At 45.8% G+C, this 21,088-nt stretch carries 29 protein-coding genes; 10 read left to right on the forward strand and 19 right to left on the reverse strand.

What is annotated here, in order from left to right:
* Window positions 1-19 precede the first annotated feature (19 nt).
* On the reverse strand, window positions 20-898 hold the full coding sequence (gene cobA, locus AACR75_RS13490) for a uroporphyrinogen-III C-methyltransferase (protein WP_047690506.1): 879 nt from the start codon (window positions 896-898) through the stop codon (window positions 20-22).
* Window positions 899-1,187: 289 nt separating this feature from the next.
* On the opposite strand from cobA, the gene cpdB reads away from it, so the two are divergent.
* From cpdB to AACR75_RS13530, 8 genes are all read left to right on the forward strand, one after another.
* The gene (gene cpdB, locus AACR75_RS13495; RefSeq protein WP_013855940.1) at window positions 1,188-3,149 is read left to right on the forward strand and encodes a 2',3'-cyclic-nucleotide 2'-phosphodiesterase; all 1,962 of its coding nucleotides are present in this window, start codon (window positions 1,188-1,190) and stop codon (window positions 3,147-3,149) included.
* A gap of 318 nt (window positions 3,150-3,467) precedes the next feature.
* Complete coding sequence (locus AACR75_RS13500; protein WP_047690508.1) at window positions 3,468-4,055, forward strand: DedA family protein; 588 nt, start codon at window positions 3,468-3,470, stop codon at window positions 4,053-4,055.
* The gene (locus AACR75_RS13505; RefSeq protein ID WP_020977711.1) at window positions 4,052-5,185 is read left to right on the forward strand and encodes a hypothetical protein; all 1,134 of its coding nucleotides are present in this window, start codon (window positions 4,052-4,054) and stop codon (window positions 5,183-5,185) included. The genes AACR75_RS13500 and AACR75_RS13505 overlap by 4 nt, the downstream gene beginning before the upstream one ends.
* A gap of 34 nt (window positions 5,186-5,219) precedes the next feature.
* Entirely contained in the window at window positions 5,220-5,768 is a 549-nt protein-coding gene (locus AACR75_RS13510; protein WP_013855937.1) for a hypothetical protein, read from the forward strand.
* Window position 5,769: 1 nt separating this feature from the next.
* The gene (locus AACR75_RS13515) at window positions 5,770-6,537 is read left to right on the forward strand and encodes an NRDE family protein (RefSeq protein ID WP_047690513.1); all 768 of its coding nucleotides are present in this window, start codon (window positions 5,770-5,772) and stop codon (window positions 6,535-6,537) included.
* A gap of 10 nt (window positions 6,538-6,547) precedes the next feature.
* Window positions 6,548-6,985: a YHS domain-containing (seleno)protein gene (locus AACR75_RS13520; protein ID WP_019282416.1), complete on the forward strand. Its 438-nt coding sequence runs from the start codon at window positions 6,548-6,550 to the stop codon at window positions 6,983-6,985.
* Between the two features lie 10 nt (window positions 6,986-6,995).
* Entirely contained in the window at window positions 6,996-7,448 is a 453-nt protein-coding gene (locus AACR75_RS13525; protein WP_047690516.1) for a hypothetical protein, read from the forward strand.
* 4 nt (window positions 7,449-7,452) lie between these two features.
* Window positions 7,453-9,222 carry a lysophospholipid acyltransferase family protein gene (locus AACR75_RS13530; RefSeq protein ID WP_047690517.1) on the forward strand — a complete coding sequence of 590 codons (1,770 nt, stop codon included), beginning with the start codon at window positions 7,453-7,455 and terminating at the stop codon, window positions 9,220-9,222.
* A 50-nt stretch (window positions 9,223-9,272) separates the two neighbouring features.
* Here the strand turns inward: AACR75_RS13530 and dbpA are convergent, their stop codons facing one another.
* A complete protein-coding gene (dbpA, locus tag AACR75_RS13535) occupies window positions 9,273-10,658 on the reverse strand; it encodes an ATP-dependent RNA helicase DbpA (RefSeq protein ID WP_017042859.1) in 1,386 nt (461 codons plus the stop codon).
* A gap of 177 nt (window positions 10,659-10,835) precedes the next feature.
* On the opposite strand from dbpA, the gene AACR75_RS13540 reads away from it, so the two are divergent.
* On the forward strand, window positions 10,836-11,288 hold the full coding sequence (locus AACR75_RS13540; RefSeq protein WP_013855931.1) for a GNAT family N-acetyltransferase: 453 nt from the start codon (window positions 10,836-10,838) through the stop codon (window positions 11,286-11,288).
* A 23-nt stretch (window positions 11,289-11,311) separates the two neighbouring features.
* Here the strand turns inward: AACR75_RS13540 and AACR75_RS13545 are convergent, their stop codons facing one another.
* Window positions 11,312-11,875 (reverse strand): LysM-like peptidoglycan-binding domain-containing protein, encoded by a 564-nt coding sequence (locus AACR75_RS13545; protein WP_047690519.1) that lies wholly within the window; start codon window positions 11,873-11,875, stop codon window positions 11,312-11,314.
* A 235-nt stretch (window positions 11,876-12,110) separates the two neighbouring features.
* Between AACR75_RS13545 and AACR75_RS13550 the strand changes: the two genes are divergently transcribed.
* Entirely contained in the window at window positions 12,111-12,731 is a 621-nt protein-coding gene (locus AACR75_RS13550; RefSeq protein WP_010318783.1) for an FKBP-type peptidyl-prolyl cis-trans isomerase, read from the forward strand.
* Between the two features lie 191 nt (window positions 12,732-12,922).
* Here the strand turns inward: AACR75_RS13550 and rplQ are convergent, their stop codons facing one another.
* The 16 genes from rplQ to rplX all read right to left on the reverse strand — a co-directional run bounded on the left by rplQ (window position 12,923) and on the right by rplX (window position 21,080).
* The gene (gene rplQ, locus AACR75_RS13555) at window positions 12,923-13,309 is read right to left on the reverse strand and encodes a 50S ribosomal protein L17 (RefSeq protein WP_017042856.1); all 387 of its coding nucleotides are present in this window, start codon (window positions 13,307-13,309) and stop codon (window positions 12,923-12,925) included.
* Between the two features lie 26 nt (window positions 13,310-13,335).
* A complete protein-coding gene (locus AACR75_RS13560) occupies window positions 13,336-14,328 on the reverse strand; it encodes a DNA-directed RNA polymerase subunit alpha (protein WP_010318781.1) in 993 nt (330 codons plus the stop codon).
* 23 nt (window positions 14,329-14,351) lie between these two features.
* A complete protein-coding gene (gene rpsD / locus AACR75_RS13565; protein WP_013855928.1) occupies window positions 14,352-14,972 on the reverse strand; it encodes a 30S ribosomal protein S4 in 621 nt (206 codons plus the stop codon).
* A 27-nt stretch (window positions 14,973-14,999) separates the two neighbouring features.
* Window positions 15,000-15,389 (reverse strand): 30S ribosomal protein S11, encoded by a 390-nt coding sequence (gene rpsK / locus AACR75_RS13570; protein ID WP_001118870.1) that lies wholly within the window; start codon window positions 15,387-15,389, stop codon window positions 15,000-15,002.
* Between the two features lie 20 nt (window positions 15,390-15,409).
* Window positions 15,410-15,766 carry a 30S ribosomal protein S13 gene (gene rpsM, locus AACR75_RS13575; RefSeq protein ID WP_010318779.1) on the reverse strand — a complete coding sequence of 119 codons (357 nt, stop codon included), beginning with the start codon at window positions 15,764-15,766 and terminating at the stop codon, window positions 15,410-15,412.
* Between the two features lie 147 nt (window positions 15,767-15,913).
* Entirely contained in the window at window positions 15,914-16,027 is a 114-nt protein-coding gene (rpmJ, locus tag AACR75_RS13580; protein WP_000868186.1) for a 50S ribosomal protein L36, read from the reverse strand.
* A gap of 27 nt (window positions 16,028-16,054) precedes the next feature.
* Complete coding sequence (gene secY / locus AACR75_RS13585; protein WP_017046739.1) at window positions 16,055-17,389, reverse strand: preprotein translocase subunit SecY; 1,335 nt, start codon at window positions 17,387-17,389, stop codon at window positions 16,055-16,057.
* Window positions 17,390-17,409: 20 nt separating this feature from the next.
* On the reverse strand, window positions 17,410-17,844 hold the full coding sequence (gene rplO / locus AACR75_RS13590; RefSeq protein ID WP_010318777.1) for a 50S ribosomal protein L15: 435 nt from the start codon (window positions 17,842-17,844) through the stop codon (window positions 17,410-17,412).
* Between the two features lie 5 nt (window positions 17,845-17,849).
* Entirely contained in the window at window positions 17,850-18,026 is a 177-nt protein-coding gene (gene rpmD, locus AACR75_RS13595; protein WP_004398455.1) for a 50S ribosomal protein L30, read from the reverse strand.
* A gap of 5 nt (window positions 18,027-18,031) precedes the next feature.
* A complete protein-coding gene (rpsE, locus tag AACR75_RS13600) occupies window positions 18,032-18,532 on the reverse strand; it encodes a 30S ribosomal protein S5 (RefSeq protein WP_010318775.1) in 501 nt (166 codons plus the stop codon).
* A 14-nt stretch (window positions 18,533-18,546) separates the two neighbouring features.
* Window positions 18,547-18,900: a 50S ribosomal protein L18 gene (gene rplR / locus AACR75_RS13605; RefSeq protein WP_013855926.1), complete on the reverse strand. Its 354-nt coding sequence runs from the start codon at window positions 18,898-18,900 to the stop codon at window positions 18,547-18,549.
* Window positions 18,901-18,909: 9 nt separating this feature from the next.
* Window positions 18,910-19,443, reverse strand: a complete 534-nt coding sequence (gene rplF, locus AACR75_RS13610; RefSeq protein WP_010318773.1) for a 50S ribosomal protein L6 — start codon at window positions 19,441-19,443, stop codon at window positions 18,910-18,912.
* A 10-nt stretch (window positions 19,444-19,453) separates the two neighbouring features.
* On the reverse strand, window positions 19,454-19,846 hold the full coding sequence (gene rpsH, locus AACR75_RS13615) for a 30S ribosomal protein S8 (protein ID WP_010318772.1): 393 nt from the start codon (window positions 19,844-19,846) through the stop codon (window positions 19,454-19,456).
* 29 nt (window positions 19,847-19,875) lie between these two features.
* A complete protein-coding gene (rpsN, locus tag AACR75_RS13620) occupies window positions 19,876-20,181 on the reverse strand; it encodes a 30S ribosomal protein S14 (protein ID WP_010318771.1) in 306 nt (101 codons plus the stop codon).
* A 17-nt stretch (window positions 20,182-20,198) separates the two neighbouring features.
* Window positions 20,199-20,738, reverse strand: a complete 540-nt coding sequence (gene rplE, locus AACR75_RS13625) for a 50S ribosomal protein L5 (protein ID WP_010318770.1) — start codon at window positions 20,736-20,738, stop codon at window positions 20,199-20,201.
* Between the two features lie 24 nt (window positions 20,739-20,762).
* Complete coding sequence (rplX, locus tag AACR75_RS13630) at window positions 20,763-21,080, reverse strand: 50S ribosomal protein L24 (protein WP_010318769.1); 318 nt, start codon at window positions 21,078-21,080, stop codon at window positions 20,763-20,765.
* Window positions 21,081-21,088: the final 8 nt, after the last annotated feature.

Genomic DNA, 21,088 nt, shown 5'->3' on the forward strand with positions numbered 1-21,088 from the left:
TAACTGACTAGCCTTGCAATCAGGCGTAATTCACTTGGTTTTGCTGCGCGGGTTGTTCACCAAACCAATGCAGTTTTTCCGACAGCGCCACCACTTCGCCCACCACAATCAAGGCCGGAGCCTGCGCCCGCGCCGCCAGTTGTGATAAGTCACGGAGCTGCCCTTTGAAGACTTTTTGCGAACGCTGAGTACCGCGTTCAATAATCGCGATTGGTGTGTTGGCTTGGCGTCCATGTTCAATCAACTGCTGCTGGATATAACTCGACTTCATCAAGCCCATGTAAATGACTAAGGTTTGATTACCACGTGCCAGTGTTGACCAATCCATGTCATCGTTTTCCGCTTTAAGGTGACCGGTGACAAACAGAGCGGATTGCGCATAATCACGATGAGTCAGTGGAATTCCCGCATAGGCTGTTGCGCCTGCCGCCGCTGTAATACCGGGGATCACCTGAAATTTCACTCCCGCATCAAACAGCACTTCCAACTCTTCACCACCGCGGCCAAACATAAACGGATCGCCGCCTTTAATACGCACGACTTTGTAACCTTGCTGCGCAAAATCGATCAGCAATTGATTGGTTTTTTCTTGAGGAACACTGTGGTGTCCAGCGCGCTTACCCACGCAGACTAAGATGGTATCGCTCGGCACCAGCGCCATAATTTCATCAGACACTAGGTAGTCGTACAACACCACGTCGGCTTGTTGTAGAAAGCTCAACGCTTTGAGCGTCAGCAGTTCTGGGTCACCCGGCCCTGAACCAATCAAAGCCACTTCACCGCAGATCAATTGGCTTTTGACGTACGATGGAGCGCTACTTGCCAAAGCATCATTGTTGACCGCAACTAAGCGCGGCCCTTTGATTGGCAACTGAGAAATGGTTTCCGTCGTACTCATTGTTGTTATCCATAACTTAATTCATGGATGCATTATGGCGGGCTCTTCATATTACCTGAAATTCTAAAATTTCATTTTTTATATCAAAAGCTGATAAGGGAATGGATAATTCCGAATAAGAAGTGACTATCTCTCTGATTAAAAGCCAATCAATGATGAGATCTTGTCGACAGAATGCCGGTGAGTTAACGCGTAACATCACAAATTGATATTCATTGAAATCATCGTTTCATAAGATTTTGTTACATTAGACGAGTTATTTGTTCCCTACCCCTAACTGGAGTACACAATGAAAGTGGCAGTGAAACCTCTCTCCATCGCGATTTTGAGCGGTATGTTAGCAATGGCTGGCCCAGCAATGGCGGACACCATTAAACTGCGTATCGTCGAAACGACCGATATTCACACCAATGTGATGGATTACGATTACTACAAAGACAAACCATCGAACCAAATTGGTTTATCTCGTGCGGCGACGTTAGTGAAGCAAGCGCGCAGCGAAGTCGAAAACAGCATTTTGGTCGATAACGGTGATTTGCTCCAAGGTAGCCCAATGGGTGACTATATGGCCGCCAAAGGCATTAAGGTTGGTGAGGTTCACCCAGTTTACAAAGCGATGAATCAGCTCGGCTACGATGTGGGTAACATTGGTAATCATGAATTTAACTACGGTTTGTCCTTTTTAAAGGAGAGTATTAACGACGCCGCATTCCCGTATGTCAATGCCAACGTCTATGACCAACAAACGGGCAAACACCTCTTCAATCCCTATCTCATTAAAACGCACACGTTCAAAGATACCGATGGCAAAGAGCACCAAATTAAAGTGGGTTACATTGGTTTTGTCCCACCACAAATCATGGTGTGGGATAAGAAAAACCTGGATGGCAAAGTGTTTGCCAAAGACATCAAGCAAACAGCCGAGGAGCTGATCCCGCAGATGAAAAAAGAGGGTGCCGATGTGATCGTGGCAATCCCGCACTCTGGTGTCTCAGCTAACCCATATTCCGTTGGTGCAGAAAACTCGGTTTACTACCTCACCCAAGTAGAAGGCATTGACGCGATTGCTTTTGGTCACTCTCACGCGGTATTCCCTAGCCAAGATTTTGCCAAACTGCCAGGAGCAGATGTAACTAAAGGCACCATTAATGGCGTAACCGCTGTCATGCCGGGGCGCTGGGGTAGCCATGTTGGTGTGATGGATCTGACTTTGCAAAGCAAAGATGGCCAATGGTCAGTCGTGAATGGTCAATCCCAAGCTCGCCCAATCTTCGATAAAGCCAATAAGAAATCATTGGCAGCAGCCGATACAGGCATAGTGAAAGCCTTAGAGTCAGACCACAAAGGCACGCGAGATTTCGTGAATCAACCGATTGGCCAAGCAAATGATGTGATGTACAGCTTTTTAGCCTTGGTACAAGATGACCCAACCGTGCAAATCGTTAACCTTGCACAAAAAGATTATGTGGAACGCTTTATTCAAGGCGACCCTGATCTTGATGGTTTGCCCGTGTTATCGGCCGCAGCCCCTTTCAAAGTCGGTGGCCGTAAAGATGATCCTGCCGGTTTCACTGAAGTCGAAGCTGGCCAACTGACATTTCGTAACGCAGCGGATCTCTATCTTTACCCTAATACATTAGTCGCGCTGAAAATGACGGGTAAAGAAGTGAAGGAATGGTTGGAATGCAGTGCGGGGCAGTTTAATCAGATTGATCCGCACAGCACTCAACCACAATCCTTGATCAATTGGGCTGATTTCCGCACGTATAACTTTGATGTGATGGATGGGGTGAATTACCAAATCGATGTGACTCAACCCGCCAAATACGATGGTGATTGTAAAGTGGCGCATAAAGATGCTGAGCGCATTGTAGGCTTAACTTATCAAGGTAAACCTATCGATGTAAAACAGACCTTTATTGTCGCCACCAATAACTACCGCGCTTATAGTAATAAATTTGCAGGCACGGGCGCACAATTTGTTGCCTTTGACTCACCCGACGAAAACCGCACGGCCGTCGCCAACTACATTTCGCGCGTGAGTAAAGAAAAAGGTCAAGTTACGCCAAGTGCTGATAACAACTGGTCGTTTGCTCCGATTAAAACCAATACTGCATTAGATATTCGTTTTGAAACCTCTCCAAGCGAGAAAGCAGCACAGTTCATCAAAGAGAAAGGCCAATACCCAATGACTTTGGTGGAAAACGATGAGGTTGGTTTTGCGGTTTACAGGATTGACCTTACCCAATAACCCCGACTCAAATCGATTGAAAGAGGCCCATGAATTAAGGCGCTTTCACCTCACAAACGCAGCCTTTCGCTGCGTTTTTTATTTCCCGCTCGACAACCCTAACTCTGATCTTGATGGTTCTTGACTATCCACGCTTCATTTAAGGCTCGTTACAACCTCTGTTTAATTTTCAAACATTAGTTTGATTAAATTTAATTATAAAAAATCATCAAATATGCAATTTTTCTATTCTTTGGCAGGTCTTTGTCCTCGTAATGAGAATAAAAGCGCAATCAGCGCCTTATTCTATACTTGATCATAATTTGCTAAGGAGGAAGTGTGGGGCTTGCTATCGACATTCAAACCTTTCTAACAGCCGAAAGTCATTCACTGACTTTACTATTCATCGGCGTAATTTTGCTTTCCTATTTGTTAGAGGATGTCGCTATTGTCACCGCCGCCACACTGGCTTTGCAAAATCTCATGCCCCCCGGCTTGGCGTTGTTGGCTATTTTTGTCGGCATTGTCAGTGGCGATCTCGGTTTGTATTACTTAGGCCAAGTGGCACAACGCGTTCGTCCGCTTCGTTATCAAGCGCTGACCAATAAACATTTTCGAACCGTCCGTCGCAAACTGCACCATCATACTTTTTTAAATCTGTTTATTATTCGCTTTGTCCCCGGCCTAAGAACGGTGGGCTTTACTTTGAGCGGCTTTTTTTCTATTCCGTTGGCGCTATTTCTGTGCTCCGTACTGACGGCCACAGCACTGTGGACACTGATCGTTTTTTCAACGCTTTATTACCTAGGGAGTCAGGTTTGGCAACAGTCCTCTCATTATCAATGGATCATTATTCCTATCGCGGTTGGGCTATTAATGCTCACTAATCGTCTTCTCAACAAATCATTTTCTAAAGGATTGTCATGAACGCCAAATTAGAAATGCCTTGCATTGCACATGGCAAAATCAACGCGGGTATGCCGCTTTTAGAGCAAGACACCAAACGCAGCATTTCTCCTTATGAATTTCTGCCCAGTTGGTTTTTCTACACTCCGGTGGTGATTCAAAGCCTGCTGCAAGGGCTGCGTTATGGCAACTGGGGCTTACCCTTAATTGCAAACCCCGGCATCAAGCTCAGCGGCATGGTTGGAGAGTCAAAACACGACATTCTTAATCTAGCCGGTGAATACGCTCAGCAGTGGATATCGCCCTTTATCACCCGAACGAAAAGCCATCAGACTTTGGATCAGCAAACGGCGCAGGCTTTGTCTGCAATGCAACAAGCATCGTTGGATTTCCCTCTTGTCGCTAAACCAGATTTAGGCTGCCGCGGCGTTGGCGTCAAACTGCTGCAAAATGAACAACAACTGAGTGACTACATCCAATCATTCCCGATTAACGCCCGTTTTTTACTGCAACAAAAAGCGCCGTATCAGGCTGAAGCTGGCGTATTTTATGTGCGCTATCCCGGTGAGGCTCAAGGCAACATTATTTCCATCACACTTAAGTATGCCCCGTTTGTCACTGGGGATGGCATTCACACTTTAAAGCAGTTAATTGAACGCTGCCCACGCGCAGGGCAACTCCCTCACCTCTATTTTCCTCGCCACCTTGAGAAGCTCGATTGGGTTCTTGAAGCCGGGCAGGAGTTTCAACTCGCCTTTGCGGGCAGCCATAGTCGCGGATCGATTTTCCGCAATGGTAACCGTTACATTACTCGCGCTCTCACCAACAAGCTGGATGAGATTTTTAACAATGTTGACGGGTTTCATTATGGGCGGCTCGATATCAAGTTTGCCAATATTCACCAATTGATGGCTGGAGAACAGTTCACGATTTTGGAAATCAATGGCGCAAGCAGTGAAGCCGCTCATATTTGGGATAGAGAAACACCGCTGCGTGAGATCTTCTCAACCTTACTCAGACAGTACCGAATCTTATTCGACATTGGCGCGCAGCAGCGAAAGTTAGGCCATCAAACACCCAAAATGGCTGAACTGCTGAACGCTTGGCGCAAAGAAAAGGCCTTAACCGAACACTACCCAAGCACGGATTAACCTTATCCATAAGAACAATCATAGGGATAGAAATATGTTTGCAATCACCACAAGTTCACAACAAAGCGCATCGCAGCCTAATCATGCCCCCGTGATCCAAGGCGGCATTGAAACACTGGAACAAGCGCACCAGTTTCTCGAACAGTTAGAAGATAGGCACTACACCCACTTAGCCACGCCAATTGTCGCCAGTTCAGTGGGGCAACATTTTCGTCATTGGTTGGATCTGTTTCATGCGCTGGCTAACTCAACTAGCACTATTGATTACAACCAACGCCGTCGGGGCCACCTCGTTGAGACGTCCCGTGCTGCGGCCTTGGCCGAAATTGAGTATTTAATTCAATGGTTAACGCAGTGCTCGGCCTCACTCCAAAAATCCGTTACGGTACTTGTTGAAACCTCATTGCAGGAAACGCAAGTGTGCTCTCTCTCATCAACATGGGAGCGAGAGTTAAGCTTCGCCACTTTGCATGCACAGCACCATTTTGCGATGGCTAAAGTGGTTGCTCATTTGCTGCATGTAGAAACCGATGCCGCTTTCGGCTTAGCGCCAGCCACGGCCTCCTTCATTCGGGGGCAATAACATGTGCTCAGTTTCTTGGTTACTCGACAAACACGGCTATCATCTGTTTTTTAACCGTGATGAACAAAAAAACCGCCCATTAGCGTTGCCACCTAAACAATACACGCAAGCTGGTGTTGAAGTGTTGATGCCGATTGATCCTGCCGGTGGAGGCAGTTGGATCAGCCTTAATGAATGCGGTTTGGCTTTGTGCTTGCTCAATAATTACCAAGGTAAAATCCCCCAAGGAGCCGATGCCGAACGCTTAGTGAGCCGCGGTCAATTGCTTAAGCATTTATCCAGTCAAGTCAGTGTCGAGAAGGTTATCCAAGCGTTTACACAGCTTAATCTTCAGCAATTTGCACCATTCACTTTGCTTGCTTTCGACCCTAATTTAACTGATGTACAAGGCAATGTAATGGCTCTGGCGTGGAATGGTGAACAGAGCCAAATTGCGGTGACGCAATCGCCTCTATTTTCATCCAGTGCCGATTTAGAACAGGTGCAACACTACCGCTCACAGCTCTATCAAGCTTTAATCGCTGAGGAAGATAGTGTGCAACAGCGACTAAAGTTTCACACCCACCACCATGTCGCCCATCCACATTGGGCACCCTGTATGCATCGTCAAGATGCGCACACCGTTAGCTTTACCTATTTACGCGTCACACAACAGCAGCAGTATATGACCTATATCTCAGGTTCACCTTGCTTACAGCTCAGTGAGACATCACTCCACCAGCAGCGCGATGAGATCGACAAAACCACGCCTTGGGTCGCCAATTTATGAGGAATCAACAATGAAACGTTTACTAGGACTATTACTGCTGTTTGTCAGCAGCGTAAGCCTCGCTGAGGATGAAATTTACACCAGCTTTCTGAGCAATAAAGCGCTGAGTGGCTATGACACCGTCGCCTACTTCACCAAAGGAGAGCCAGTAAAAGGCTCCTCCGATTTTTCGACCCTTTATAAAAATGCGCAGTGGTATTTTTCTTCAAAAGAGAACCTTGAACTGTTTCTGAATAACCCTAACCAATATGCGCCGCAGTATGGCGGCTACTGCGCTTGGGCCGTCTCTGAAAAGAACGATTTTGCTCCGGGAGATCCCAATCAATGGGCGATTGTCGACGGCAAGCTCTATCTCAATTACGACAAAAAGATCAAAACATTATGGGATGCCAACCAAGCGGTGCACATCCAACAGGCCGATAAAAATTGGCCCAATTTAATTAAGTAGGAGCTACACCATGACGTTTAAAGCTAGCCAACATCTTCCCTCACTCTTGATTGCGTTTGTTTTTATTCAATCGCTTGTCTTTAAATTTTCCGGCTCTTACGAAACCCACTATATTTTTGGCATCTTAGGTGCGTGGTCTGGCCTCGGTTGGTTTGCTGTGTATGGCGGATATTTAATCGGAACGGCTGAACTGATAGCCTCTATTTTGCTGTTTAGCCGCTGGCATGGCCTTGGTGCACTGATGAGCGTCGGCATTATGAGTGGTGCGATTTTCTTTCATTTATTTACGCCTCTTGGCATTGTGATGCCAGAGTTTAACCAGGTAGGAGAAGTGGTCGGCAATGATAGCGGCCTGCTATTTGCGATGGCTTGTCTTGTTTGGTTGTGTGCGGCTTTTTTGGTACGGCGTGATCTCAAAAACGGTGATGGTTTATTGCACCAGTGGCTGAATAAAGGAGTGTAATTATATGCTAGCCAGTCCTTTTCGTTTACCACGACACACTCCATTTGGCGTCGCAGAATCGATTGTTGAATGGGCCTCTGGGCTTGCAACACTGGATAAACTGTATCAGCAGCGTCCTGCCAAACCCTCTTGCTTTGAGTTTATGCGCTACACGCTAGCAGCACTCAACATCGAATATCGCCTTGCTTTAGGCAGCATCGATAATATTCCACAAACAGGGTCGGTGGTGATCGTCGCTAACCACCCGCTGGGCGCAATTGAAGGGGTGATATTAGCCGATTTAATTGGTTCAGTACGCACCGATATTAAAGTGCTGGCGAATCAGTTGCTAAAGCGCCTGCCTGAAATTAGTGAACTCTTTATCGGTGTCGATGTGTTCAATAGCAAAAGTGCTCGCAGCACCAATGCGCAAGCCATTCGAGATGCGAATCTTCATTTGGCTCAAGGTGGCTTATTGATTATCTTCCCCGCTGGTGAGGTATCTACTTACCCCAAAGGATCGCAAACACTGTCGGATATCGAATGGAGTCAATCCGTCGCCAAATTTGTTAAACGCGCCCAAGCCACCACCGTCCCGATCTTTATTAATGGTAAAAATAGCACTCTGTTTTATCAAGCGGGGCGAATTCATCCACTACTGCGAACGGCATTGCTCGGCCGCGAGCTACTGAATAAGCAGGCGCACAACATTGAAATTTCCATCGGCAATCCCATCCCCTATTCCGAAGTAAAAGCATTTGAACAAGAACGAGACATTGTTCATTATCTGCGTCTCAATACCTATTTAATGAGTACAACACCTTCCTCAATGCCATCCTCACCAGAGTTAGTGACATCGCCCCTTCCTATTATTGATGCGCTTATTGTAGAGAAGCTTGAACAAGATCTCGCTACGCTGCCAAGCGAAAGCAAGCTCTTAGAGCAAGGTGATTGGATTGTCTATTGCGCCGCAAGCGAGCAGTTGCCCCACATACTGCAAGAGATTGGTCGAATTCGTGAAGAGAGTTTTCGCGCCGTAGGTGAAGGAAGCGGCTTAGCTTGTGATCTTGATGAGTATGATCGCCATTACTACCAGCTCTTTGTTTGGCACAAGAAAGACCGTCAAATTGTTGGAGCTTATCGATTGGGGCTAGTGGATGAACTGATAGCGAAGCAAGGGTTAGCAGGGCTCTATTCCCGTAGCTTATTTCAGTATGATAAAGCCTTCATCAACACACTAGATACCAGTATTGAGCTAGGCCGCTCGGTGGTTTCCTCGAAATACCAGCGCAACCTCAACTCACTGTTAATGCTGTGGAAAGGTATTGCTGCGTTTGTCGCGCGTCATCCACAATATACGCACTTGTTTGGCCCAGTAAGCATTAGCAACGATTACAGCCACACCGCACGACAATTAATGGCCGCCACACTCTCTATTCATCATTATGATCATGAAAAGGCAACCTTGGTTTTACCTTCCACTCTACTACGGAGCAATGGGAACACATTTTGGCAAACCAACTTGCTCTCCTCTTTGGCAAGCATTTCTCTGCTGTCGAAAGTGTTAGCAAAAATGGAAAATGGCAAGGGCCTTCCTGTATTGCTGCGCCAATATTTAGGGATGAATGGCAAGCTCGTCTGTTTTAATGTCGACCCCGCGTTTAACAATGCGTTAGATGGTTTAATTGTGGTGAACTTGAAACAAGTTCCACTGCATACACTGGCAAAATACATGGGTAAGGAGCAGGCCAGCGCTTATTTGAATTCGACACCTTTCAGTTCAAAGCCCTCATAAACGCAAAAGCCAGCGAGTTGTTCGCTGGCTTTAATTCTAAATGAAGGGGCTTATTTTAGAAGGCGTGCTCTAAATTGGCGTCCTTTCATCTTGCCGCTTTCCATTTTCTTCAGTGCTTTTTTCGCCACCGATTTATGGACTGCAACGTAGCTGCGCATCGGTAACATGTTAATTTTACCGACATATTGACCGTCAATACCGTCGTTACTGGTCAACGCCCCTAGAATATCCCCCGGGCGTACTTTCTGCTTTTTACCGCCATCAATCTGGATAGTGACCATATTGGCTTGATAAGGCGCGTTGTTTAACGCACTGGCATCAGGCAATTTAGCAGGTTCGATGGGCATATCCATATATTCATCAATCATCGCCACTCGGTGCATTTCACTGTCACTGAAGAAGCTAAAAGCTAAACCTTTACTGCCAGCTCGGCCAGTACGCCCAATGCGGTGCACGTGCACTTCAGGATCACGTGATAACTCAAAGTTAAATACCGCATCTAAGTTATCCACATCAAGGCCACGTGCCGCCACATCGGTTGCAACTAAAATGGAGATACTTTTATTAGCAAACTGCACCAAAGCTTGGTCACGGTCACGCTGCTCTAAATCACCATGCAGTTCCACCACACTAAAGCCCTTGTGATGTAGATCTTCAGCAACACTTTGTACTTCTTTCTTTGTATTACAGAACACCACGGCAGATTCAGGCTGATGGTGTAAAAGCAGCAGTTCTAACGCGCGATCACGCGCCTCTGTTCCCTCTACTTTATAAAAATATTGCTGAATGCTGGACGTATCATGGGTGGATTCAACTTTGACCATTTCAGGCTCACGCATAATCCGCTGCGCAATTTGTTTGATTTGATTTGGGAACGTCGCACTAAACAGCAATGTTTGACGGCTGGTTGGCGTTTCATTGATGATCGCATCCAACGCTTCTTGGAAACCCATTTCAAGCATTCGGTCCGCTTCATCAAGCACTAACGTATTGAGTTCAGAGAGATCGATACGACCTTTGTCTAAATGGTCAAGAATACGCCCCGGAGTACCAACCAAAATATGTGCGCCGTGCTCTAACGAACCAATTTGTGGCCCCATTGGCATGCCGCCACACAAGGTTAGCACTTTAATATTATGAATGGCGCGGCCGAGTGTGCGAATATCCGTTGCGACTTGATCGGCTAACTCCCGCGTTGGGCATAGCACCAAAGCTTGAACGCGAAAACGCTTAACGTTGAGGTTAGATAATACGCCTAAACCAAACGCTGCTGTTTTTCCTGAGCCTGTTTTTCCTTGGCCAATCACATCCTTACCCGCCAAAATGGTTGGCAAGCTTAACGCCTGAATCGGCGTCATCTTGGTGTATCCCAAAGTATCGAGGTTAGAAAGAAGTTCTGGTTGTAGATTTACCGTTGAAAAAGAGAGATTACTCAAGAGACCGTCCTTTCGTTAGACGAAAATTAAACGCCTATTATCGTTATTTAACCTCGTGTGGCTAGTGAATCTTTATTTATCATTCATCAAGTTTGTAGCTTACTCTTAACCTTTGTTAATGAATCATGCACTTAAGCTTGATAGAGTAACGACATCCATTTTTAAAGGGGCACTACGATGATTACTTGGCACTGTCTTTCATTCTCACAATTAACCACTCATCAACTTTATGCGCTACTTAAACTGCGCGTCGATGTCTTTGTGGTCGAACAAACCTGTCCTTACCCTGAATTGGATAATAAGGATATTCAGCCGGGTGTTTTTCATTTAATTGGTGAACAGGATCAGCAGATTGTTGCCTGCGCGCGCTTACTCCCTGCGGGGATTAGCTATCCAAGTGTCAGCATTGGTCGCATTGCAACCCAAAAAGAAGCGAGAGGAAATGGCCTTGGACACCAATTAATGCAGCAAGCATTAGCCGAATGCCAGAAGCTGTGGCCCAATCAAGATATTGAAATTGGTGCACAGCACTATCTTGCTAGCTTCTATCAAAGTTATGGTTTTCAACAAACGTCGGCGATGTATCTAGAAGATGATATCCCGCATATCGACATGCAGCTCAGCAAGTAAATAACTCCCTTGATCAAAACGTGTTATTTACTACGGCCAAATCCGCCATCTGAGCGCCTGAAAAACATCACTGATTGATCGTTTTTCTCAAGTTGTAGGATATCGAGCTGCCCATCAGCCGCGAGTTTGAAGCGAACTAATTGGCCTTGGGTAATTTGGCTGAGCGGTTTGTCACTGCCTTCAATTTTGACTAAGGCATTAAGATCAGACATCGGTAAATCATTTGCCCGAAAAACCTGCGACAAAGTGTCCCCGTTTTTAACCGTGTACTCTCGCCAGAACTCAGATTTACGGTCGGTTTGTTGAGGCATTTTTTGTTCACTCAACCCAACCGTATTAATGCTGATTTCCACACGCTCACTACTTTTCGGTAGAGCGGCCTGCTCTGTTCGCTCAGGAAAAGGAATAATAATGAGCAAACACACTACTGGAACGATCGCTAATAAAGCGCGCTGGTGAAGCTTAGGCAGCGCTAGCCAAACTGTGCGAACACGTAAAATAAGGCCACGCCAATCGAATGCATGCCACTTCTGTTGGATAAACGCTAAATAATCAGTTTGCGGTTTCTTCTTGTGACGACGATTCATCTTAACCCGTCTCCTTTTCTGTCGAGCTACAGTATAAAAACTCAAGAGGGATCAGTATAGAGCCAAGGTGGCGATAACGTAAACGTTGACACAATCTTGAACATTTTTCTTTGGGATCTGCGATTTGTCACAACCTGAAGGTTCAATATTGGATATTTCCCATTAGCATTTCATCCCATGCTTGAAACTGATATCCTTTGGCACTTGTTTATTTACATAAAAAGAGTGACTGTTTATGTCTGAAGTAAAATTTGACACTGTAGAGCAAAAAGCAAGCTACGGTATCGGTCTACAAATGGGCCAACAACTTGCGGGTAGTGGTCTAGAAGGACTTAACGTTGACGCCATCGCCGCAGGTATCGCAACCGCATTAGTAGGCGACATGCCATCAATTGAAATTGATGAAATCAATAATGCACTGCAAGAGTTGCACATGCGTGCAGAATCTCTACGCCAAGAAGCTGCCAAAGCAGCCGCAGCCGACGGTGAAGTATTCTTAACAGATAACGCACTACGCCCTGAAGTGACCGTTCTTGAATCTGGTCTACAGTACGAAATTCTTACAGAAGGTACGGGGGATATCCCGACATCTGACAAGCAAGTACGTGTTCATTACCACGGTGAATTGACTGACGGTACAGTATTTGATAGCTCTGTATCTCGCGGTCAACCAGCTGAATTCCCAGTAACAGGTGTAATCAAAGGTTGGGTAGAAGCACTACAACTGATGCCTGTGGGTTCAAAATGGAAACTCTATATTCCACAAGATCTTGCCTACGGTGAGCGTGGCGCTGGCGCTGCAATTCCTCCTTTTGCAGCTCTAGTATTTGAAGTAGAGCTACTCGACATTCTATAAATAGAATTGATATAGAATTGATAATGAGAAGGTTGGCATTCGCTGACCTTTTTTTATTAGTATTGCTTACTTAGCATCTATCAAAAACGACACTACGCATACTTATCTGGTTAGCCCGTGTTCAAAGATAAAATCTACGCATACAAAAAAGCCGAGTATTACTACTCGGCTTTTTTAATTATACGAACTGATTACTCAGCAGCAGCTTCTACAGCTACTTCTGGGCGATCGACAAGCTCAATGTATGCCATTGGAGCTTTATCACCAGTACGGAAACCGCACTTTAGGATACGTGTGTAGCCGCCTTGGCGAGCTGCAAAACGTGGACCTAGTTCGTTAAATAGTTTTGCCACAACTTCGTTATCACGAGTGCGAGCAAATGCTAGACGACGGTTTGCAACACTGTCAGTCTTAGCTAGTGTAATCAAAGGCTCAACGACGCGACGTAGCTCTTTTGCTTTTGGCAAAGTAGTCTTGATAACTTCATGACGTACTAGAGAGCTAGCCATGTTGCTGAACATCGCTTTGCGATGACTGCTGTTGCGGTTGAGTTGACGACCACTCTTACGATGGCGCATGACCTAATCCTTCTAACTAGTATCGATTAATCTTCAGCGATAGACGCTGGCGGCCAGTTCTCTAGGCGCATACCCAAAGATAGACCACGTGATGCAAGCACGTCTTTAATCTCTGTAAGAGATTTCTTACCAAGGTTTGGCGTTTTAAGTAGCTCAACCTCAGTGCGCTGTACTAGATCACCGATGTAGTGAATCGCTTCTGCTTTCAAACAGTTAGCAGAGCGAACTGTTAGTTCAAGATCGTCTACAGGACGCAGTAGGATTGGATCGAATTCTGGCTTCTCTTCCTTCTCCTCAGGTACACGTACATCACGAAGATCTACGAACGCATCCAATTGTTCAGCAAGAATAGTTGCTGCACGACGGATTGCTTCCTCAGGTTCTAGAGTACCGTTCGTTTCCATATCGATAACGAGCTTATCTAAATCAGTACGTTGTTCTACGCGAGCGGCTTCCACAGAGTAGGCAATTTTGTCTACTGGGCTGTAAGTAGCATCTACAAGTAGACGACCGATTGGACGCTCATCTTCTTCAGTATGGATACGAGCTGAAGCTGGAACATAACCACGACCACGTTCTACTTTGATACGCATAGCGATCTCAGCGTTGTCATCCGTTAGATGACAAATCACGTGCTCAGGGTTAGTGATCTCTACATCACCATCATGGGTGATGTCACCTGCAACAACAGGGCCCGAGCCTGATTTGTTCAGCGTAATGAACACTTCATCTTTGCCTTCGGCAACGCGAACAGCCAAACCTTTTAGGTTCAGAAGGATCTCAAGGATATCTTCTTGAATGCCTTCTTTGGTGCTGTACTCGTGTAGTACGCCTTCAATCTCCACTTCAGTTACAGCACAACCTGGCATTGAAGATAGAAGAATACGGCGAAGTGCATTACCCAGAGTATGGCCGAAACCACGCTCTAACGGCTCAAGAGTTACTTTTGCGTGTGTCGTGCTAATCTGTTCGATATCAACAAGACGTGGCTTAAGAAATTCTGTTACAGAACCCTGCATTGTGTCCTCTCTTTAGTTTAACCTTACTTAGAGTAAAGCTCGACGATCAATTGTTCGTTGATGTCAGCTGACAGGTCAGAACGCTCAGGCATACGCTTGAATGTACCTTCCATTTGGCCGCCATCTACTTCAATCCAAGTTGGTTTTTCGCGTTGTTCAGCAACTTCTAGAGCTGCTTTAATGCGAGATTGCTTTTTAGCTTTCTCACGGATTGCAACAACGTCGTTAACCGCAACATTGAAAGAAGGAACGTTTACAACTTTACCGTTAACTAGGATAGCTTTGTGGCTTACTAGCTGACGTGCTTCTGCGCGAGTAGCGCCAAAGCCCATGCGGTAAACTACGTTATCAAGACGACCTTCAAGAAGCTGAAGTAGGTTTTCACCAGTATTGCCTTTAAGACGTGCAGCTTCTTTGTAGTAGTTACGGAATTGTTTTTCTAGAACGCCATAAATACGACGAACTTTTTGCTTCTCACGAAGCTGAACACCGTACTCAGATAGACGACCGCGACGAGCGCCGTGTACACCTGGTGCGTTGTCAATTTTACACTTGGTATCAATCGCACGAATGCCTGACTTAAGGAACAAGTCAGTACCTTCGCGGCGGCTAAGCTTCAGCTTAGGACCCAAATATCTTGCCATGATCTTTCTCCAATCTTCCTAGAAACGTTATACGCGGCGTTTCTTAGGTGGACGACAACCGTTATGAGGGATTGGTGTCGCATCAACAATGTTAGTGATACGGAAACCAGCAGCGTTCAGTGCGCGAACAGTTGATTCACGACCTGGACCTGGACCCTTAACCATAACCTCTAGGTTCTTAAGGCCGTATTCTTTAGCCATTTCAGCACAACGCTCAGCAGCAACCTGTGCAGCGAACGGAGTAGACTTACGAGAACCGCGGAAACCAGAACCACCAGCAGTTGCCCAAGCTAGAGCATTACCTTGACGGTCTGTGATAGTTACGATTGTGTTATTGAAAGATGCATGGATGTGCGCTACGCCATCAGCAACTTGCTTGCGTACACGCTTACGTGCGCGAGTTGGTTGTTTTGCCATTGTACTCTATACCCTTCCGACTATTTCTTGATCGGTTTACGCGGACCCTTACGGGTACGAGCGTTGGTTTTAGTACGCTGTCCACGTAGTGGTAGACTGCGACGATGACGAAGACCACGGTAACAGCCAAGGTCCATAAGACGCTTGATGTTCATGGAAACTTCACGACGAAGATCACCCTCTACAGTGTATTTAGCTACACCATCACGCAGTAGATCGATCTGCTCTTCAGTTAGTTCACTGATCTTAACACTTTCAGCAATACCCAAATCAGCTAAGATAGCTTTCGAACGGGTCTTACCGATGCCGTAGATTGCAGTTAATGCAATTACAGCATGCTTCTGATCAGGAATGTTAATGCCTGCTATACGGGCCACTATTCACTCCTAGTACTTATATAAGAAATTATCCGCAGCAAAGCCCGTCGAGGATACGCTGCGGCATACTACTTCTTTTGCACACAAAAGGTAGGCCGAGGAATATACTCGACCGACCTTTATATTTCAAGTAAAAATTTCTGCTAATTAGCCTTGGCGCTGCTTGTGCTTTGGCTCACTGCAAATCACGCGAACGACGCCGTTACGCTTGATTACTTTACAGTTACGACAGATTTTTTTAACGGAAGCACGAACTTTCATTGCTAAACTCCGTAAGTGAAATCTGAATTAACGGCCGTAGCCCTTCAGATTTGCTTTTTTCAACACAGAATCATACTGTTGGGACATCATATGAGTCTGTACCTGTGCCATAAAGTCCATAATCACAACCACTACGATAAGTAGTGATGTGCCGCCGAAGTAGAAACGTACGTTCCACGCGACCATCATGAACTCGGGAATCAGACAGATAAAGGTAATGTAGAGAGCACCCGCTAAGGTTAGTCTGGTCATTACTTTATCAATGTATCTCGCTGTCTGCTCACCTGGGCGGATGCCGGGTACGAACGCACCGGACTTCTTCAAGTTATCCGCTGTTTCACGAGGGTTAAACACCAACGCTGTGTAAAAGAAACAGAAGAAAATAATCGCTGCTGCATAAAGCATAACGTACAGAGGTTGACCAGGGCTAAGAGCCAAAGACACATCAGTTAACCAACCGAATGTGCTGCTCTCACCATTTTGACCAAACCACTGAGCTAATGTTCCTGGGAACAAAATAATACTCGATGCAAAAATTGCAGGTATTACACCCGCCATATTAATTTTCAATGGCAAGTGAGTACTTTGCGCTGCAAACACTTTACGACCTTGTTGACGCTTTGCATAGTTAACGACAATACGACGCTGACCACGCTCCATGAAAACAACGAAATAAATTACAGCAAAAGAAAGTACCGCAATTAACAACAGAAGAAGCACATGCAATTCACCTTGACGCGCTTGCTCAATCGTTTGTCCGATTGCCGAAGGCAATCCAGCAACAATACCTGCAAAAATCAAAATGGAAATACCATTTCCTATTCCACGCTCAGTAATTTGTTCACCTAACCACATTAAGAACATGGTGCCAGTTACTAAACTCACGGTAGCAATCAGGGTAAACATGGTTTGGTCGATAACAACCAGATTGTTGACCATGTTTGGTAAGCCTGTTGCGATACCAATAGCTTGGAATATTGCAAGTACAAGCGTGCCATAACGCGTATATTGGCTAATCTTACGACGCCCTGCCTCACCCTCTTTCTTGAGTTCGGCTAACGCTGGATGAACTACAGTTAGCAATTGGACAACAATTGATGCCGAAATATACGGCATGATGCCCAATGCTAAGATAGATGCACGCGAAAGAGCACCACCGGAGAACATGTTAAACATTTCAACGATGGTACCTTTTTGCTGTTCGAACAAATCGGCAAGTACAGCTGCGTCAATACCAGGAATCGGCACAAAAGAACCGGCTCGGAATACTAAAAGTGCACCAATTACGAATAATAAGCGCGACTTTAGCTCACTTAAGCCGCTCTGAGCACTACGAAAATCTTGTCCTGGTTTCTTAGCCATCTGTACCTCGTTCCTCGAGATTATTCCTCGATTTTACCGCCTGCAGCTTCGATTGCAGCTTTAGCGCCTTTAGTCACGCGAAGACCTTTCACAGTCACTGCTTTGCTAATCTCACCAGAAAGAACAACTTTAACATTTTCGATGTTCTTAGTGATTAGGTTAGCTGCTTTCAAGCTGTTTAGATCGACCACGTCACCCGTAACTTTCGCTAGCTCAGCTAGACGAATTTCAGCAGACACTAGGCTCTTACGAGAAGTGAAACCGAATTTAGGTAGACGTTGTTTTAGAGGCATTTGACCGCCTTCAAAACCTGGACGAACTGTACCGCCAGAACGTGACTTTTGACCTTTGTGACCGCGGCCACCTGTTTTACCAAGGCCAGAACCGATACCACGGCCTAGACGCTTAGGAGCGTGCTTAGAACCAGCAGCCGGTGATAGAGTATTCAAACGCATTCTGATTACTCCTCAACTTTAACCATGTAGTAAACCTTGTTGATCATACCGCGTACACACGGTGTATCTTCAAGTTCTACTGTATGGTTGATACGACGAAGGCCTAGACCACGCAAAGTAGCTTTGTGCTTTGGTAGACGACCAATTGAGCTTTTAGTTTGAGTTACTTTAATAGTTGCCATGGTGCTTACTCCGAAATCGCTTCAACAGTGAGACCACGTTTAGCTGCAACCATTTCTGGTGACTTCACATCTACTAGACCAGCAACTGTTGCACGAACAACGTTGATTGGGTTAGTAGAACCGTACGCTTTCGCAAGTACGTTATGTACACCGGCAACTTCTAGTACAGCACGCATCGCACCACCGGCGATAACACCTGTACCTTCTGCAGCTGGCTGCATGTAAACTTTAGAGCCCGAGTGACGACCTTTCACCGCGTGGTGAAGAGTGCCTTCGTTAAGAGCGATAGTAACCATGTTACGACGCGCTTTTTCCATTGCTTTTTGAATCGCTGCAGGTACTTCACGAGCTTTGCCGTATCCGAAACCTACGCGACCATTACCGTCACCAACTACAGTTAGTGCAGTAAAGCTCATGATTCGACCACCTTTAACCGTTTTAGAAACACGGTTAACTGCGATTAATTTTTCTTGCAAATCACTAGCTTGTTGTTGTTCTTTAGCCATCTTCCAACCCTACCTTAGAATTTCAGACCAGCTTCGCGAGCAGATTCTGCTAGCGCCGCTACTCGACCGTGGTATTGGAAACCAGAACGATCAAACGCAACAGCTGATACGCCTTTTTCAAGAGCGCGTTCTGCAATAGCTTTACCTACCGCTTTAGCTGCGTCTACGTTACCGGTGTTCTTAACTAGCTCACGGATCGCTTTTTCTACAGTAGAAGCTGCTGCGATAACCTCAGAGCCGTTTGATGCGATAACCTGAGCGTACACGTGACGAGGAGTACGGTGTACTACTAGGCGAGTTGCACCCAGTTCAGCAATCTTACGACGTGCGCGTGTAGCACGACGGATGCGAGATGCTTTCTTATCCATAGTGTTACCTTACTTCTTCTTAGCTTCTTTACTACGCACATTTTCATCTGCGTAACGGACGCCTTTACCTTTATAAGGTTCTGGCTCACGGTAAGAACGGATGTCAGCCGCAACTTGACCCACTACTTGCTTATCGCAACCAGTTAGGACAATTTCAGTTTGGCTAGGACATTCAGCATTGATACCCGCTGGTAGTTCATGCTCTACAGGGTGTGAGAAGCCTAAAGTAAGACTTACTGAGTTGCCTTTAATAGCAGCACGGTAACCAACACCTTTAAGAACAAGCTTCTTAGTAAAGCCTGCAGTAACACCAACAACCATGTTGTTTACTAGTGCACGAGCAGTACCTGCTTGTGCCCAAGCGTTAGCAACACCTTCACGAGGACCGAAAGTAAGGTTGTTTTCTTCCTGTGCAATAACTACGCCTTTATTCAGGACGCGAGTCAGCTCACCTTTACCACCTTTTACAGTGATTTCTTGGCCGTTTAGTTTCACCTCTACGCCAGCTGGAATAGCGACAGGTGCTTTAGCAACACGAGACATATCCTACTCCTTACGCTACGTAGCAAATGATTTCACCGCCAAGACCTGCTTTGCGAGCAGCACGGTCAGACATCAGACCCTTGGAAGTGGACACCACAGCAACACCCATACCGCCCATCACTGTTGGTAACGCGTCTTTTTTCTTATAAACGCGTAGACCAGGACGTGAAACACGTTGGATTTGCTCGATTACTGGTTTAGCTTGGAAGTACTTAAGAGTAACTTCTAGCTCAGGTTTTACTTCGCCTTCAACAGCGAAATCTGCGATATAACCTTCAGCTTTTAGCAGTGCAGCAATTGCAACTTTAAGCTTTGAAGAAGGCATTTTTACAGCAACTTTATTTGCTGCCTGACCGTTACGAATGCGGGTCAGCATATCCGAAATCGGATCTTGCATGCTCATAAGATTTACTCCAAATGATTAAGTGGCAATTACCAGCTAGCCTTACGAAGTCCAGGAATCTCGCCTTTCATGCAAGCTTCGCGAACTTTGATGCGGCTTAGACCGAACTTACGTAGGAAACCGTGTGGACGACCAGTTTGGTTGCAACGGTTGCGCTGACGTGAAGCACTTGAATCACGTGGAAGAGCTTGCAGTTTAAGAACTGCGTTCCAACGATCTTCTTCAGATGCGTTTACATCGCTGATGGTAGCTTTTAGCATTGCACGCTTTTCTGCGAACTTAGCTACTAGCTTTGCACGTTTTACTTCACGTGCTTTCATTGATTGTTTAGCCATAACAGTAACCCTTCACCTTACTTACGGAATGGGAAGTTAAAGGCAGCCAGCAGAGCACGGCCTTCCTCATCGGTACCAGCAGAAGTCGTGATAGTGATATCAAGACCGCGTACACGATCGACTTTATCGTAGTCGATTTCTGGGAAGATGATTTGCTCGCGAACGCCCATGCTGTAGTTACCGCGTCCGTCAAAAGACTTAGCGCTAACACCACGGAAGTCACGTACACGTGGAAGTGCAATAGAGATTAAACGCTCTAAAAAATCCCACATACGTTCGCCACGCAAGGTTACTTTACAACCAATTGGGTAGCCTTCACGAATTTTGAAACCTGCAACAGATTTACGAGCTTTAGTGATCAGTGGTTTTTGACCAGAGATCGTAGCCATATCAGCTGCTGCATTTTCTAATAGTTTCTTATCGTTGATAGCTTCACCAACGCCCATGTTTAGGGTGATTTTATCAATCCTAGGGACTTGCATGACGCTTGTGTAACCGAACTGTTTGGTCAGTTCAGTCACTACAGACGACTTGTAGTAATCATGCAGTTTCGCCATAGTAGAACTCCAAATTACTTCTAATTAGTTAGAAACGATTTCACCGTTAGATTTGAAGAAACGAACTTTTTTGCCGTCTTCAAAACGGAAACCGATACGGTCCGCTTTACCAGTTGCTGCGTTAAAGATTGCAACGTTAGAAGCATCAATAGCTGCTTCTTGTTCAACGATGCCACCTTGTTGACCTAGAGCCGGAACCGGCTTTTGGTGTTTCTTAACAAGGTTGATACCTTCAACGATAACTTTACCAGTTACGAGAACCTTAGTTACTTTACCTTTCTTGCCTTTATCTTTACCAGCAAGAACGATTACTTCGTCATTACGACGGATTTTAGCTGCCATGTGTGCCG

This window comes from Vibrio sp. ZOR0018 (genome assembly GCF_963865925.1).
Taxonomy (GTDB): domain Bacteria; phylum Pseudomonadota; class Gammaproteobacteria; order Enterobacterales; family Vibrionaceae; genus Vibrio; species Vibrio anguillarum.

Excerpts from the sequence above, each read along its gene's own strand:
- AACR75_RS13515 (WP_047690513.1), top strand. The coding sequence starts at position 5,770 with ATGTGCTCAGTTTCTTGGTTACTCGACAAACACGGCTATCATCTGTTT.
- AACR75_RS13525 (WP_047690516.1), top strand. The coding sequence starts at position 6,996 with ATGACGTTTAAAGCTAGCCAACATCTTCCCTCACTCTTGATTGCGTTT.
- cobA (WP_047690506.1), bottom strand. The coding sequence starts at position 898 with ATGAGTACGACGGAAACCATTTCTCAGTTGCCAATCAAAGGGCCGCGC.
- secY (WP_017046739.1), bottom strand. The coding sequence starts at position 17,389 with ATGGCTAAGAAACCAGGACAAGATTTTCGTAGTGCTCAGAGCGGCTTA.
- AACR75_RS13560 (WP_010318781.1), bottom strand. The coding sequence starts at position 14,328 with ATGCAGGGTTCTGTAACAGAATTTCTTAAGCCACGTCTTGTTGATATC.
- AACR75_RS13520 (WP_019282416.1), top strand. The coding sequence starts at position 6,548 with ATGAAACGTTTACTAGGACTATTACTGCTGTTTGTCAGCAGCGTAAGC.
- rpsH (WP_010318772.1), bottom strand. The coding sequence starts at position 19,846 with ATGAGCATGCAAGATCCGATTTCGGATATGCTGACCCGCATTCGTAAC.
- rpsD (WP_013855928.1), bottom strand. The coding sequence starts at position 14,972 with ATGGCAAGATATTTGGGTCCTAAGCTGAAGCTTAGCCGCCGCGAAGGT.
- AACR75_RS13550 (WP_010318783.1), top strand. The coding sequence starts at position 12,111 with ATGTCTGAAGTAAAATTTGACACTGTAGAGCAAAAAGCAAGCTACGGT.
- AACR75_RS13510 (WP_013855937.1), top strand. The coding sequence starts at position 5,220 with ATGTTTGCAATCACCACAAGTTCACAACAAAGCGCATCGCAGCCTAAT.
- rpsN (WP_010318771.1), bottom strand. The coding sequence starts at position 20,181 with ATGGCTAAACAATCAATGAAAGCACGTGAAGTAAAACGTGCAAAGCTA.
- rpmD (WP_004398455.1), bottom strand. The coding sequence starts at position 18,026 with ATGGCAACTATTAAAGTAACTCAAACTAAAAGCTCAATTGGTCGTCTA.
- rplO (WP_010318777.1), bottom strand. The coding sequence starts at position 17,844 with ATGCGTTTGAATACTCTATCACCGGCTGCTGGTTCTAAGCACGCTCCT.
- rpmJ (WP_000868186.1), bottom strand. The coding sequence starts at position 16,027 with ATGAAAGTTCGTGCTTCCGTTAAAAAAATCTGTCGTAACTGTAAAGTA.
- rplE (WP_010318770.1), bottom strand. The coding sequence starts at position 20,738 with ATGGCGAAACTGCATGATTACTACAAGTCGTCTGTAGTGACTGAACTG.
- AACR75_RS13545 (WP_047690519.1), bottom strand. The coding sequence starts at position 11,875 with ATGAATCGTCGTCACAAGAAGAAACCGCAAACTGATTATTTAGCGTTT.
- rpsE (WP_010318775.1), bottom strand. The coding sequence starts at position 18,532 with ATGGCTAAAGAACAACAACAAGCTAGTGATTTGCAAGAAAAATTAATC.
- AACR75_RS13540 (WP_013855931.1), top strand. The coding sequence starts at position 10,836 with ATGATTACTTGGCACTGTCTTTCATTCTCACAATTAACCACTCATCAA.
- rplF (WP_010318773.1), bottom strand. The coding sequence starts at position 19,443 with ATGTCTCGTGTTGCTAAAGCACCTGTCGCTATTCCAGCTGGCGTAGAG.
- rplR (WP_013855926.1), bottom strand. The coding sequence starts at position 18,900 with ATGGATAAGAAAGCATCTCGCATCCGTCGTGCTACACGCGCACGTCGT.
- cpdB (WP_013855940.1), top strand. The coding sequence starts at position 1,188 with ATGAAAGTGGCAGTGAAACCTCTCTCCATCGCGATTTTGAGCGGTATG.
- rplQ (WP_017042856.1), bottom strand. The coding sequence starts at position 13,309 with ATGCGCCATCGTAAGAGTGGTCGTCAACTCAACCGCAACAGCAGTCAT.
- AACR75_RS13530 (WP_047690517.1), top strand. The coding sequence starts at position 7,453 with ATGCTAGCCAGTCCTTTTCGTTTACCACGACACACTCCATTTGGCGTC.
- AACR75_RS13505 (WP_020977711.1), top strand. The coding sequence starts at position 4,052 with ATGAACGCCAAATTAGAAATGCCTTGCATTGCACATGGCAAAATCAAC.
- rplX (WP_010318769.1), bottom strand. The coding sequence starts at position 21,080 with ATGGCAGCTAAAATCCGTCGTAATGACGAAGTAATCGTTCTTGCTGGT.
- rpsK (WP_001118870.1), bottom strand. The coding sequence starts at position 15,389 with ATGGCAAAACAACCAACTCGCGCACGTAAGCGTGTACGCAAGCAAGTT.